Here is a 14436-nt window from a genome sequence, read left to right as displayed (position 1 = left end):
CGTCGGGTGGATATCGACGACACACAGCATAAAACCAATACGTACCCGGCTCATTCCCCCTGCCAATGGTCCTCTCCGACGTCTTTCTCACGCCGCTCGGGCTTCTGGCCCTCCTGACGGTGCCGCCACTGGTGGTGCTGTACCTCATCAAGCCCGAGCCCGAACGCGTCGAACTGCCCACGCTCCAGTTCCTCACGGAGCAGCTCGGGCAGTCGGCGTCGAGTCCGATCCTCGAACGACTGCTCCGGAGCCTGCTGTTGCTCATCCAGGTGGTCGCGCTGGTGTTGTTGGCGACGTCGCTCGCGACGCCGTACGTCTCGGTTTCGGAGGAGACCACGGTCGAAGAGACGGTGCTCGTCGTCGACGGGAGCGGGTCGATGACGACCACAGACGGCGGGGCGAGCCGCTTCGGACAGGCCGTCGCCGCCGCTCGCGAGGAGGTGACGGGGACGACGAGCGTCGTCCTCGCGGCGGACGAACCGCGCGTCCTCGCCCGCGCGGTGCCGCCCGACGAGGCGACGACGGCCCTCGACGACCTCGAAGTGACCGCGACGAACGGCGACCTCCGCGCGGCCCTCTCGACGGCGTCGGCTATCGCCGGCGAGAACGCGCAGATCGTCGTGCTGAGCGACTTCGCCGACGAGTCCGACTGGCCGGACGCCGTCCAGGCCGCGCGGGCGCAGGGCCTCCGCGTCGAACTCCGCCAGTTCGCGGGCGGCGGCGCGGACAACGTCGGCATCATCGGCGCCAGCTTCACCGGCCGCGAGGTGACCGTCTCCGTGAAGAACTACGGGGACGAGGACGTCCGCCGTGCACTGACGGTCGGGAACCAGCGCGCGGAACTCTCGCTGGCGTCCGGCGACGTCGCGACGGCGACGTTCACCGTCCCCGCCGGTGGCGCACGGCTGCAGATGAGCCCGGGCGACTCGTTCGCCCTCGACGACACGCTTTATCTCGCCGCGCCCGAGGACGCGACCATCGACGTGTTGCTCTTGACGAACGACCGGAACCGCTACCTCGCGACGGCACTGTCGGTGATTCCGGAGGTCGAACTGACCGTCGACGAGCCGCCGACGACCGTCGACAGCAGTTCGTACGACGTCATCGTCTACAGCAACCTCGACCCCTCCCGGCTCCTCCAGGGGAACGTCGAGGCCGGCCGCGACGTGCTCGAAAGCGGCGGCGGCGTCGCCATCCAGGCGCAGGCGAACCTCCCCGGACGGTACGGAGACCTCCTGCTCGTCGAGCCGACCGGGACCGGTCAGAGCCCCGCCATCCGGCGGACGGCGTCGGAGTCGCTGACCCGCGACATCACGTTCTCGCCCCCCGAGACGTACATCGCCGGGCCCCTCCGCGAGGGACGGTCGCTCGTCGAACTGGGCGACGGCTCGCCGCTCATCGCCACCGCCGACCGCGGCTCCGGTCGGGTGCTGTACTACGGCTACATCGAGGAGTCGTCGTCGTTCAAGTTCAACTTCCAGTACCCGGTGTTCTGGAAGCGGGCGGTGTTCTACCTCGCGGGGAGGGACACCCTGCCCGAACTCAATCGGCCGGCCGGCGACCGGCTGCAGTTCGAGAGCGAGACGCGTATCCAGACGCCGAGCGGGGTGGTGACCCAGACTGGCGTCGTCCTCGACGAGACCGGCTACTACCAGGTCGGCGGGCGCCGCATCGGCGTCTCGCTTTTGAGCGAACCCGAGTCGGACGTTCGGGCGACGCCGCTCGAAGAACGGTCCGACAGCGCGGGGGCGGTCGTCCGCGAGGAGACGCGGCTCGTCCCACGGTCGGTGACCGAGTTCGCCGCGGGGGCGGCGCTCCTCGTCACGCTGCTCGAACTGGCCTACCTGCGGCGACGGGGTGACCTCTGATGTCGGGGCTCTCGCTCCTGCTACAGACGGAGGCGACGCTCGGTGACCTCGTCGTGGGGCTCGAACGCCCGCTGGCGCTCGTCGCGATTCCGGTCGTGCTCGCCGCGTTGTGGTGGCTCGTCCTGCGCGGGGAGGGGACCGCCTCGACGCGGAGCCGCCGACTCGTGTTCGCCTCGCGCGTGCTGGTCGCCGTGCTCCTCGTCACAGCCGCCGCGGGCCCCTACACCGTGGTGACGCGCGAAACGACCGGCGACCCGCGGGTGACGCTGCTCGCCGACCGCTCCGACAGCATGCAGGTGAATCAGAACGTCACCGACCGCCTCGCCACGAACATCGAAGAACAGGGCGTGCCCGTGACCGTCGCGACCATCGCCGACGGGACCCAGTCACCAATCGGCGACGGGGTCGCCGCGAACCTCCAGGAGAACGGGAGCGTCGTCCTCGTCTCCGACGGGCAGGTGACGCAGGGACGGAGCCTCGGCTCGGCCGCGGACCTCGCGAGTTCGCTGAACGCGTCGGTCAGCACCGTCGACCTCGAAACCCGGGAGCCGGAGCGGTACGTCACGGTGTCGGGGCCGGCGAAGGCGGCCGCGGGCGTCGAGAGCACGTTCCTCGTCCGCGTCGACGGGACGGAACTGGACGAGAACTCCCAGCTGACCGTCACCGCCGACGGTGAGGAGGTTCTGAGCCGGGAGGTAAACGGAAGCGGCTCGGTCGACTTCTCGTACACCTTCCAGTCGGTCGGCTCCCATCGGATAACGGCGACGGTGAGCGGGCCGGACACGTTCGAGCAGAACAACGTCTACCGGAAGACCGTCCGCGTGGTGCAGCGACCGAAGATACTGTACGTCTCGCGCGGAAGCTACCCCCTCCGGAACTACCTCTCGTCGCTGTACGACGTCGAGCAGGCCCAGACCATCCCCGAGAACCTCGACGAGTACTACGCGGTCGTCATCCAGGACCAGGCCGCACAGGACATCGGAAACGTGGACACGCTCCAGCGGTTCGTCATCGACGGGAACGGGCTCGTGGTCGTCGGCGGCGACAACTCGTTCGAGAACGGTGGGTACGAGGGCTCCTCCATCGCCTCGATGCTCCCGGTCACGTTCGGCGAAGCCTCCGCGGGGAGCGCGACGGTCGTCCTCGCCATCGACATCTCCGGGAGCGCCGAGTCCGGCATGCGCTTGCAGAAGTCCATCGCGCTGGACGCGCTGAACCAGCTCGGCGACGAGAACACGGTCGGCATCGTCGCGTTCAACTACCAGGCGTACTCCGTGGCCGAGCCACAGCCGCTCGCGGAGAACCGCGGCTTCCTGGAGGACCGCATTCGAAGGCTGGAGAGCGGCGGGGCGACGAGCATCTCCGCCGGGCTCAGGGGAGCGGAGGAGATGCTCGGCGGCGAGCAGGGGACCGTCATCCTGCTCTCGGACGGCCAGGACAGCGTGGGCGAGGCGGCGACCGCCGCGAACCAACTCGGCTCGCGCGGGACGCGCGTCATCACCATCGGTGCCGGCCGCTCGGTCGACGAGCGGACCCTCCAGCGCATCGCCTCCCAGTCGGGGGGGACGTACTTCCGCGCCACCGAGACCGACCGGCTCCGCCTCTTCTTCGGGGGGAGTTCGCGGCGGTTCGAGGGCGAGGGGCTCACCATCGTCGACCCGAACTCCTTCATCACGAGCGGCGTCACGCTGGAGTCCAGTCCGTCGAGCGCGAACGACGTCGCCATCCGGCGCGGTGCGGACTTCCTCGTCGCCACGAGCGACGGGACGCCCGCGGTCGCCTCCTGGCGCTACGGGCTGGGTCGCGTCGCCACGATCACGGCGTACGGCTCCGACGGGACGCTCGACGGGCTCCTCGAACAGCCGGACTCGCTGCTCGTCACGAAGACGGTGAACTACGCCATCGGCGACCCCGAGCGGAAGAGCGAGGGCGTCACGGACGTCTCCGACACGAGGGTGGGCGAGTCGACGACGGTCGTCTTCCGCGGGCGGGAGCGGCCACAGAGCGACGCGGTCGACTTCAGACAGACGTCGACCGGGGTCTACCAGGCGACGCTCACCCCGAACGAGACGGGGTTCAACCAGGTGCTCGACGCCACGTACGCGGTCAACTACCAGAGCGAGTACGGCTCGTTCGGGCAGACGGGCGAGCTACGCTCGGTGGTACAGACGACCGGCGGGCGGCAGTTCGAGCCGAGCCAGGCGGCCGAAATCGCCGAGTTCGCCCGCCAGGAGTCCACCCGCGTCCGGACGCTGGAGCAGTCGTGGACGTGGCTCGCACTCCTGCTCGCGTTACTCCTGTACTTCGGCGAAATCGTGCTCCGTCGTCTTCAAGTGTACCGGGGGCGAAGCCGCAGTGAGAGTGGTCTGACATGAGTGCCCTCGGCTCCTCCATCAACCTCGCCCTCGTCCTCCTCATCGTCACGTCCGTCGTCGGGACGGCGGGAGCGACCATGTACTACCAACACTCGGTCGAGCAGCTCGACACGCAGAACGCGGAACTCCGCGAGCGGAACGGGGAGTTACGAAGCGAACTGCAGTCGACGCAGGAACGGCTCGACGCGACGCAGACGCAGTTGCGCGAGCTGAACCAGAGCCTGCAGACGACGCGCGGCGACGTCTCACAGGTCTCACAGAACCTCGACGACACCGAAGAGCAGCTGCAGTCGACCCAGAGCGAACTCTCCGAGACCTCCTCGAGCCTCCAGGAGACGAGACAGGACCTCTCCGAGGCGCGCAACCGCGTCGATTCGCTGCAGTCGCAGGTCCGGTCGCTGGAGGACGACCGGGCGGAACTCGAAGAGTCGATCGACGAACTCGAAGCGGAGAACAACGACCTCGTCGAGGAGAACGAGAACCTCGAAGACACCATCAGCTCGCTCCGGTCGGAGGTCTCCAGCCTGGAGAGCGAGATCGACTCGCTCAACTCGCAGATCGACGACCTCCGGAGCCGGATCAACACCATCTGTAATCAGGCCGCAGAGCCGAAGCCGGGTGCGTGTAGCTGATGGATGGGAACGACACCCGCCGAGAGGCGGGGAACGACGTGCCTCGGGAGGACGGGGGCGAGAGCCAGGGGTGGTTCGAGCGGCGGCGACAGCGCAGACGCGCCGACGCCGAGCGGAAGCAGGCGGAGCGACGCGAACGCCAGCAAGCCGCCGAGGACGAGCAGTACCGGGAGGACCTCGAGCGACAGCGGTCGGACACGGAGGCGGGGAAGTCCCCGGACGCGCGGATGCGACGCGCGTTGAAGCAGGTCCGCCGCGAGGGGTACAAGGTCGCCCTGATTTACGCGGCCGTGGACGCCGCCCTCGCGGTGCTCGTGGTGAACATCCTCCTCCAGGTCCTGAGACCCCAGGAGATTCCGACGACGCTCCCGTGGCCGCGCGCCCTCTTCGACGCCATCGTGGGCTACACCGGCGCGCCGCCCGCGCCGCTGCAGACGTCTATCGTCGCCGGGCTCGCCGCCGGCGTTCTGGTCTTCCTCGCCGAGTTCGTCGCCCGGACGCGTCGCCCGTTCGTCGAACAGTTCGAGGGGGCGAACCCGGGAGTTCGGGAGGCGCTCCGGACGGCTCGCGACACCGTCGAGTCGGGACGCGACTCCCGAATGGCGCTCGCGCTCTACGAGGACGTGCTCGCCCGCCTGCGGCGGACGTCGAGCATCGGTCTCGTGAACCTCAAACGGGTCTTTCTGACCGTCGTCATCGTCACGGCGATAAGCCTCGCCAGCATCCAGGTCGCCGTGGTCGACCTCAACGTCCGCGACCTCGGTCCCGAGGACGACGCCGGCGGGGACGATCAGAGCTCCGAGTACGAGGGTCTCCAGGACGCCAGCGGCGTCCTCGGCGAGCCCGAGGACGTGACCGCGGGCGAGGAGACGCTGAACACGACGCTCTCGACGCAGGGCGGCGGTGACGACGGGAGCGACAGCGCCCCGGCCGCCTACGACTCCAGCGGGTTCGCCGGGAGCGGCGACGTCGAGGGACAGGAGGCGGGCTTCGCCGAGAGCGAACAGCTCGAGGACGCGGAGCTCATCCGGGAGTACAACTTACGGATACGCGAAACGGACGACAGCGACAGCGACACCTGATATGAGTGATATCGAACATCTCCAGTCGAAGTTGAGTCGGGTCCGCGACGAGGTCGGCAAGCGAATCGTCGGCCAGACGGACGTCATCGAACAAATTTTGGTCTGCATCCTCGCCGACGGCAACGCGCTCCTCGAATCGAACCCCGGACTCGGGAAGACGTCGATGATTCGAACCCTGTCGGCGGTGACGGACCTGCAGTTCTCCCGCATCCAGAACACGCCGGACCTGATGCCCTCCGACATCACGGGCACCGAGATCATCCGCGAGACCGAGGGGAACCGTGAGTTCGTCTTCGAGAAGGGGCCGGTGTTCGCGAACATCGTCCTCGCCGACGAGATCAACCGCGCGACGCCGAAGACGCAGGCGGCGCTCTTAGAAGCGATGCAGGAGAAGCAGGTGACCGCGGCGGGCGAGACGTACGACCTCCCCCGACCGTTTTTCATCCTCGCCACGCAGAACCCCATCGACCAGGGCGGGACGTACGCGCTGCCCGAGGCCCAGACCGACAGGTTCCTCCTGAAAATCCTCGTCGACTACCCCTCGTTCGAGGAGGAACGACAGATCGTCCGCCTCTACACCGAGGGCGGGCGCGTGCCGGACGTCGAGCGCGTGCTCACACGCGAGGAGATACAGGAGATCCAGCAACTCGTCAGGGAGGTCCCCATCGCGGACGACCTCCGCGACCGCGCGGTGAACCTCGCGCGGGCGACCCGCGAGCACGAACAGATCGAGTACGGCGCGAGTCCCCGCGCGAGCATGGCGCTCGTCCTGACGGCGAAGGCCCGAGCCTTCCTCAGAGGACGAACACACGTCAAGTGGGAAGACATCGAGGCGATGGCCCCGCCCGTGTTGAGACACCGCATCATCATCGATTTCCGCGCGGAACGCGAGGGGCTGGACGCCGACGACGTCGTCTCCGCCATCGTCGCCGAGTCGAAATGACCGACGCGAGAACGGAGAGCGCGTGAGATGACCATCGACCCGGACTTCCTCGACGAACTCGACCGCTTCGACTCGTCGCTGAAGCGCGAGACCACGTCCCAGCACCAGGGCGAACAGGAGTCGCCCGACGTCGGCGAGGGGCTCACGTTCTCCGACTACCGGAGATACGCGCCCGGCGACGACACCCGCCTCATCGACTGGAAGCTCTACGCGAGAACCGAGGAGTACTACATCAAACAGTACGAGGAGGAGCGCAACCTCACCGTCCACGTCCTCGTCGACTCCTCGGAGTCGATGGACTTCGGCGAGGGTGAACGACACAAGTTCGAGTACGCCGCCAAACTCGGCCTCGGCTTCTGTTATCTCACCGCCGAGGAGAACAACGACTTCCGCTTCTCGACGTTCGGCGACGACTTCGAGCGCCTCGACACCGGCCGTTCGAACCGCGGGGAACTCCTCCGCGTCATCGACCTCCTGAACGAACACGAACTCGGGGGCAGGACCGACTTCCGCGCCGCCTTAGAGAGCTACGCCGCGAGCATCTCCAGTCGGTCGCTCGTCGTCGTCCTCTCCGATTTCCTGGGCGAACTCGACGACATCGAGGAGGGGCTGGCGGCGCTCGCGCGGAACGAACTCGTCACGGCGCAGGTGCTCTCGCCCGACGAACTCGACCCCGAGGTGATGGGCGATACGGTCTTCGAGGAGCCCGAGACCGACCGGGAACTCCGCACGTACTTCGGCGGGCGACTCGCCCAGCAGTACCAGACGCGCCTCCAGCAGTTCACGGGCGAGGTGGCCGAGCGCGCGAGCGACCTCCGGGCGACCCACGCGCTCGTCGACACCGGCGACGATTTCTTCGACTCGTTCGCGTCGCTGTGGGTGGGCTGAGGGGACTCGGACACGGTCACTCTGATACAAGTATTTATCTCTGATTGGATGCTGTTCGCTGACTACGACGGGACGCATATCGGGAGGGAACGTGTGGAGCTGACAGCGAGAGAGCGTGCAAGGCGACAGCGACCGCACGGTGCACGGGCGCGGTGAGACCGCAGCCACACCACCGAAGCGGCTTCGCCGCTTCGAGCCGTTCGTTCACTCGTTTCACTCGTTCACGAAGACCTCCCCAGCCGATTCCTTCGCTCGGTCACTCACTCCGTTCGTTCCGTCGCTCGGTCATCCCTCGCGCGTGAGGCGCGCGACGGGAGCGCGCACCGTCACGCGCCACCGCCTCGTTTTGTGACGGTCGGCGCGCGAAAGTGAGCGAGGAACGCGAGCGAACGGCGCGCGAGGGACCGCTCGTGCCTCCGTGCACGAGCGACCGGTTGGGGAGGCGTGAGGCATACACCGCTCTGGCGACCGCGCGGCGCAGTCTTCCTGTTGGACCGACTAGCTTCGTGGACGAGTGTCTCTCCGACTACCGCTAAAGACGTTCTCTGTACTGATCAATATCGCCCTCCGTCACACCCACCTCACTCGTGACCGACAGCCGCTGTGTGATCCACACAGCACAAAAATAGATGGACTAAATTACCGCATAGATCTTAGCTACTCGGCACGCCCTCGTCGTACCGGGGCAGGTAGTCGCGGCCGCCCTTCTCGACGAGGAGTTCGCCGTCCTCGACGACCACTTCGCCGCCGACGATGGTGTGGGTCGGGAGACCCGTCAGTTCCTGGCCGTGGAACGTCGAGTACCCGGGTTCCATCGTGTGGTAGAAGTCGTCGTCGACCACTGCGGACTTGTCGAGGTCGACGATGACCATGTCGGCGTCGGATCCCTCGGCGAGGGCGCCCTTTCGCGGGTAGAGGCCCCACCGCTTGGCGTTGTTCGTCGAGCACACCTCCACGCAGCGCTCCATCGAGATGCGGTTCTTGTTCACCCCTTCGGACATCATCACCGGCAGGAGGTACTCGATACCGTTGTTGTCGCCGGGGATGGCGTCCCACATGTCGCCGTGTTTCCCTTCCCCCTTCTCCTTGAACTCGACCTTGTGCGGGCAGTGGTCGGTGCCGACGTAGTCGACCACGCCGGTTCGAATCCCCTCCCAGAGGCGCTTCTTCGACGCCTCTCCCCTGAGCGGCGGCGAAATCTTCCCCCACGTTCCGAGTTCGGTGTCGTGTTTCGTGTGCGAGAGGAAGGCGGGCAGCGTCTCGGCGTGGACGTTGACACCCTTCTCCTGGTAGCGCTCGCAGATATCGACGCCCTCGCCCGTGCTCATGTGGACGATGTACGACCGCGAGTCGGTGAACTCCGTGAGCATGGCGATCTGTTCGATCTGCATCGCCTCGGCCACGTTGGGCGAGGCCTCGGTCCACGCTTCGAGGTCGTTGCGACCCTCCTCCATCAGGTCCTGGCGGAGTTCGTACGCGAGGTCCTCGTTCTCGGCGTGGAACATCACGATGCCGTGGGGCATCTCGGACACTTTGTCGAGCACCCGATAGGTTCGCCCGGCGTCGGAGTGGTCGATTCCTAACTCGGGAGAGGCGTGTTTGTACCAGTTGAAGAACACCTTGAACGAGCGGATACCCTCCTCGGCGAGTTCCTCGATCTCTTCGACGTGGTGGTCCTGGTGGACGATGGCGTGGTACGCGAAGTCGATGTAGGAGTTTTCGGCCCCGACGGACCGGAAGAAGTCCATGTCGGGGAGATAAGGGTCGGGTTGGAGCAGGAAGTTCACGACCGACGTGACGCCGCCGTGGACAGCGCCCCGTGTTTCGGTCTCGAAGTCGTGGGCGAGGCCCTCGTGGTAGTCGAACTCGTACCGGGAGAGTCCCCAGTGGACGTGGGGGTCGATGAAGCCCGGCACGAGGTAGTTCCCCTCGGCGTCGATCTCCTCCTCCGCGTCGGGGAGGTTCGCCTCCGTCCCGACCGCGACGATCTTCCCGTCCTTGGCGGCGACGCCGCCGTCGATGGTTCCGCTCGGGGTGACGACCCGCGCGTTCGTGACTCGTAAGTCCGCAGCCTCGGCTGTCATGACATGCGGATTTCAGCGGTCTAGTATAAATAATTGCGTGTGGAGGGGGTTCTCGGTCGGGGTGTAGAAGCGTAACGAGCGACGAGGCGACGGTGGTGGCTGTTCGAGTACAGATGCGAGCGCCGTGGAGACCGACCGGCCCCGCCGTCGACACCTCACACAGTCACCGAATCACACGCTCACCGTCCGAATCGGGCTCACGTCGCCTCCACCCGACCCTCACCCTCGTCGCCCTCCGACCGAATCAACTCACCGATGGTCCGGTGGCACTCCTTCGGGTGCGTCGGGTGGACCGAGACGGGCTTCGGTTGGTCGTCGACGTACAACACCAGTTCGTAGCGGTTCGAGTAGGTCCGGTAGACGCTCCAGACGCCGACGGCGAGGAAGCCGACGCCGACGAGGGGGTTCCGGGTGAACCCCACGTAGCCGCCGATGCCCACGAGGAGGAGGCTCATGACGACGAGGTCCCACTCGACGGGGTTGAGGGTGATGCGGGCGATGTCCGCGCGGGCGATTTTGTACCCCTGTTCCTCGTCGGGCTGGACGAACACGCTCTCCTCGTCGTAGCCGATCCACCCGCCCGACCGGAGGCCCATCCGCGTGATGGTCGTCTCGGCCGGTCCCGCCGCGTCGTCGTTCATACTCGATGCTCGTGGAGGACGCACTTTGCAGTTGTGAGACGGCGCGGGGGAGAAACGCCGGGAAACGACGTCGTCGTCGCTCGACTCGACTCAGGTCAGTCGCCGGCGATGTCTCTCTCGGTCGTGTCGTCGCCGAGGAGTCGCTCGTGGAACGGGACGAACGCGTCGTCGTCCTCGGTGATCTCCTCCCAGGCGGTCAGGCCGCGCTCGTCACGGGTCCCCGGAATAGTGTTGTCGAGGATGAACGCCGCGATACCGCCGACGGCGATGGGCGTCCCCATGATGATGCCGATGGTCTGAGCGACCTCCGGGATACCGAGGACAGCACCGAGGACGGGCACCGACGAGAACCCGGCTTCGAGCGTCATCTCGGAGCTCTGGACGTTCGAGATGTACTGCGGGATGGAGAGGCCGGCGAACAGCCCGAAGCCGAGGACGAACACGTTGCGGTTCTGGTTGAGGTCCACGTGCTGGAGCTGTGAGAGGCCGACGCCGACGATCTGTGCGAACATCGCCAGGAACAGGCCGCCGACGATGGGGTTCGGGATGGTCGTCACGAGCGCGCCGAACGCGCCGACGTAGCCGACGACGATCATCACGACGGCACCGACCTGGACGACGTATCGGGAGGCGACGCCGGTGATGCCGATGGCACCGATGTTCTCGGTGTACGAGGTGGAGCCGTTACCGGTTCCCATGATGCCCGCGAACATGTTTCCGAGACCCTCCATGCCGAGGCCGTGGTTGACCCGGCGGGAGTTGGGCGCGCCCGCACCGGCCATCCGGGCGACGGAGTGGTAGTCGCCGAAGCTCTCGATGGCCGAGGCGAGCATGCCGGCGAACATGCCGACGACGAACGAGCCGGTGAACAGCGGCATCCCCCACTGGAAGGGAACGATGGGCCGGACGAGCGGCGCGTTCGCGACCACGCTCAGGTCGACGAGGTTGGCGACGCCCGCCACCGAGAGAGCGACCGCCAGGAGATACGCGCCGCCGAGACCCAACAGCACGGGGAAGAGCTTGAACACCCGCGAGTAGCTGTCGAGGTACTGTGAGAACAGGACGATGAGCACGAGCGTGAGCCCGGCGAGGTACCAGTTCTGCGAGGCGCTGATGATCTGTGGGACGCTGATGAGCGCGAGGCCGATGAGTGCGATGACGACGGCGATGACGATCGGGCCGATGAACCGCTTCAGCCGCCCGAAGATGCCGAGATAACCGATGAACACCTCGGCGACCCCGGCGACGATTATCGCCCCCTGGAGTTCACGCATCATCACCGTCGGTGAGGCGTTGCTCGCCGCGAGGACGCCGATGATGGCGAGCGCGGGGCCGAGCATCGAGAACGTCCCGCCCTGGACGATGGGATAGCGGTTTCCGATGGTCGACTGCGCCAGCGTCGCGATGCCGGAGACGACGAAGAACGTCCCGACGAGTTGGGCCGTGTTCGCGGGGTCGAAGCCGACTGCCCCCGCGAGTACGAGCGGGATGGCGATGGTCGACCCGACCATCGTCAGCCAGTGCTGGACGCCGAGGAGGACCGACTGTCCGAGCGGGGGCTTGTCGTCGATGCCGTACTCGACCATGCTCGAACTGCTGCTCCCGTGCGCTCCTTCGCCGGCCGCGTCGCTCATGGTGCTGCCTCGCCGTGTCGATGGGTTTGACTGTGGTGCGACATATGTTAAACGTCGACAGTACGTTACCCTGATATTCCTGATAAAACTATTGGTGCTCGGGACTGCTTACGCCGCGAACGGACGTTTATTCAGCGCATCTCACATCAGTATCCAGATAAGAACCGGTCCACAGGTAGCGCCGGTCACAAGTTACTTGACCGTTACCCTGGTCGGTGTCACCATGGTCTCACAACCGGAGTACGAGGTCCACGCCGACCTCGACGTGATGATCGAGACGCGTGACGGGACGCGACTCGCGACGGACATCTATCGGCCTGCGGACCCCGACACCCGAGAGCCAGTCGACGAACCGTTCCCCGTCCTCTTGGACCGGACCCCCTACGGCAAGCGCGGCGCACAGAGCCGCCACGGCGAGTGGTACGCCTCTCGGGGGTACGTCGTCGCCATCCAGGACGTACGTGGGAGATTCGACAGCGAGGGGGAGTTCTACATCTGCGCGACGGAGGCCGAAGACGGCGCGGACACGGTCGAGTGGCTCGCCGACCAGGCGTTCTGCGACGGGCAGGTCGCCACTCTCGGCACCTCCTACGGCGCCTGGGTTCAGAACGCCCTCGCCACGCAGGACCCCGACGGTCTGAGCGGGATGTTCGTCAACATGGGCGCGGCCAACGCCCGCAAGGCGACGTTCCGCCACAACGGCGCCTTCGAACTCCGGTGGCTCTGCTGGGCGTTCACCCTGGGCGCGGGCTTCGCTCACGAGTCGCTCGCGGACCCCGAGGTGCAGCAGACGTTCGCCGACGTGGACGTCCGGGACGTGCTGGAAGACTGGCCGCCCCGCCGCGGTGAGACGGCGCTTGCCGAACTCCCCGACTACGACGAGTGGGCGTTCGACATCATGGAGACGGGGAGCGCGAGCGACGACCTCTGGCAGAACCCCGGCGTCAACTTCGAGCGCTACTACGACGAGTCGGCGGACGTTCCGACGGTCTACTCGGGCGGCTGGTACGACTCGTACACGAAGGCGACCTGCGACAACTTCGTCGGGTTGAGCGAGCGGAAAGACGCGGACCACTACCTCGTCGTCGGCCCGTGGACCCACCTCGCGCGCCTCCCCGGCGGCCACGACCACTCCGACACCCTGCTGTACCCGCCGCTGACGTGGGAGGTTCCGACCGCCGGCGACCTGGCGTTCGGCGAGCAGGCGGTGAAGAAGTACCGCGAGACCCGCCTCCGCTTCTTCGACCAGTACCTCAAGGGCGAGGACGCCTTCGCCGACGAACCGACCGTCCAGTACTTCCTGATGGGGACGGGCGACGGGCGGAAGACCGATGAGGGCCTGCTCTTTCACGGCGGCGAGTGGCGTTCCGCCGAGGAGTGGCCGCCCGCGGAGACGGAGTTCACGCGCTACTACGCCCACGCGGACGGAACGCTCGCGCCCGAGGAGCCTGATCGAAAAGAGTCGTCGACGAGCTACGAGTTCGACCCCCTCGACCCCGTTCCCTCCGTGGGCGGGAACTCCTCGTCGTACCTCACGTACGAACCGCGCGACGAGTCGGTGCGCGCGTATCCGCTCGGGGACCGGAAACTCATCGACTTCGTCGGCAGGGGCCCGTTCGACCAGCGCGAGCACGACTGGGTGTGGGGCAGCGAGGAACGGAGTTCCTCGGAAAATGGGGCGGAGCCGCACGAAGAGGGCAGTGGCGAACCCTTAGAGGAACGCGACGACGTGCTCACCTTCCGGACACCGCCCCTCGAAGAGGACGTCGTTATCGCCGGCCCCATCCGCGTGCGCGTCTACGGCGAAACCGACGCGAAGGACACCGACTTCACCGCGAAGCTCATCGACGAGTACCCCGCGAGCGAGGACTACCCCGACGGCTACGCGCTGAACCTCTGTGACTCCATCTGCCGCGGGCGGTATCGCGGCTACCGCGACGAGGCCGATTTCATCACTCCCGGCGAGGTGTACGAGTACTACATGGAGCCGTACCCGACGGCGAACGTGTTCGAGGAGGGACACCGCATCCGACTCGACGTCTCCTCGTCGAACTTCCCGCGCTACGACGTCAACCACAACACCGGGGAGGCGCTGTACGGTGGCGCGGACGACTCGGAGCCGGTGGTGGCGACGAACACCGTCCACCACAGCGCCGAGTATCCAACACACGTCGAACTGCCGCTCCAGCCGCGCTAGTCGGAGTTGGGGAAGCAGCCTTTTCGGATGACGACGTGAGAGCCCTGTAAGCAGCACCAGATGACCACTCACCCACGAACGGGAGCGGTCGC

The 14436-nt window shown here is 66.7% G+C and carries 10 protein-coding genes; 7 read left to right on the top strand and 3 right to left on the bottom strand.

Features of this window, described 5'->3' with window-relative positions; genetic code table 11:
- Positions 1-65 precede the first annotated feature (65 nt).
- Genes C2R22_RS08040 through C2R22_RS08015 form a run of 6 tightly spaced genes read left to right on the top strand, consistent with a single transcriptional unit; the run spans position 66 to position 7788 of the window.
- Entirely contained in the window at positions 66-1868 is a 1803-nt protein-coding gene (locus tag C2R22_RS08040) for a vWA domain-containing protein (protein ID WP_103425296.1), read from the top strand.
- On the top strand, positions 1868-4243 hold the full coding sequence (locus C2R22_RS08035) for a VWA domain-containing protein (protein WP_103425295.1): 2376 nt from the start codon (positions 1868-1870) through the stop codon (positions 4241-4243). The genes C2R22_RS08040 and C2R22_RS08035 overlap by 1 nt, the downstream gene beginning before the upstream one ends.
- A complete protein-coding gene (locus tag C2R22_RS08030) occupies positions 4240-4875 on the top strand; it encodes a uroporphyrinogen-III C-methyltransferase (RefSeq protein WP_103425294.1) in 636 nt (211 codons plus the stop codon). The genes C2R22_RS08035 and C2R22_RS08030 overlap by 4 nt, the downstream gene beginning before the upstream one ends.
- Complete coding sequence (locus C2R22_RS08025; protein WP_103425293.1) at positions 4875-5957, top strand: DUF7502 family protein; 1083 nt, start codon at positions 4875-4877, stop codon at positions 5955-5957. Before C2R22_RS08030 ends, C2R22_RS08025 begins: the two co-directional genes overlap by 1 nt.
- A 1-nt stretch (position 5958) precedes the next feature.
- Positions 5959-6900 (top strand): AAA family ATPase, encoded by a 942-nt coding sequence (locus tag C2R22_RS08020; protein ID WP_103425292.1) that lies wholly within the window; start codon positions 5959-5961, stop codon positions 6898-6900.
- A 27-nt stretch (positions 6901-6927) separates the two neighbouring features.
- The gene (locus C2R22_RS08015) at positions 6928-7788 is read left to right on the top strand and encodes a DUF58 domain-containing protein (protein ID WP_103425291.1); all 861 of its coding nucleotides are present in this window, start codon (positions 6928-6930) and stop codon (positions 7786-7788) included.
- A gap of 653 nt (positions 7789-8441) precedes the next feature.
- On the opposite strand, the gene C2R22_RS08010 is transcribed toward C2R22_RS08015, so the two are convergent.
- The 3 genes from C2R22_RS08010 to C2R22_RS08000 form a co-directional block, all read right to left on the bottom strand.
- Positions 8442-9872: a dihydroorotase gene (locus tag C2R22_RS08010; protein WP_103425290.1), complete on the bottom strand. Its 1431-nt coding sequence runs from the start codon at positions 9870-9872 to the stop codon at positions 8442-8444.
- Positions 9873-10069: 197 nt separating this feature from the next.
- Positions 10070-10513 (bottom strand): hypothetical protein, encoded by a 444-nt coding sequence (locus tag C2R22_RS08005; RefSeq protein ID WP_103425289.1) that lies wholly within the window; start codon positions 10511-10513, stop codon positions 10070-10072.
- Positions 10514-10608: 95 nt separating this feature from the next.
- Entirely contained in the window at positions 10609-12147 is a 1539-nt protein-coding gene (locus tag C2R22_RS08000; protein ID WP_173862785.1) for a uracil-xanthine permease family protein, read from the bottom strand.
- A gap of 223 nt (positions 12148-12370) precedes the next feature.
- On the opposite strand from C2R22_RS08000, the gene C2R22_RS07995 reads away from it, so the two are divergent.
- Positions 12371-14344: a CocE/NonD family hydrolase gene (locus C2R22_RS07995; protein ID WP_103425288.1), complete on the top strand. Its 1974-nt coding sequence runs from the start codon at positions 12371-12373 to the stop codon at positions 14342-14344.
- The last annotated feature ends 92 nt before the right edge of the window (positions 14345-14436 follow it).

This window comes from Salinigranum rubrum, from assembly GCF_002906575.1.
Classification (GTDB): domain Archaea; phylum Halobacteriota; class Halobacteria; order Halobacteriales; family Haloferacaceae; genus Salinigranum; species Salinigranum rubrum.
Note: the sequence above shows the minus strand (reverse complement) of the source record. Positions and strands in the feature narration are given on the sequence as shown.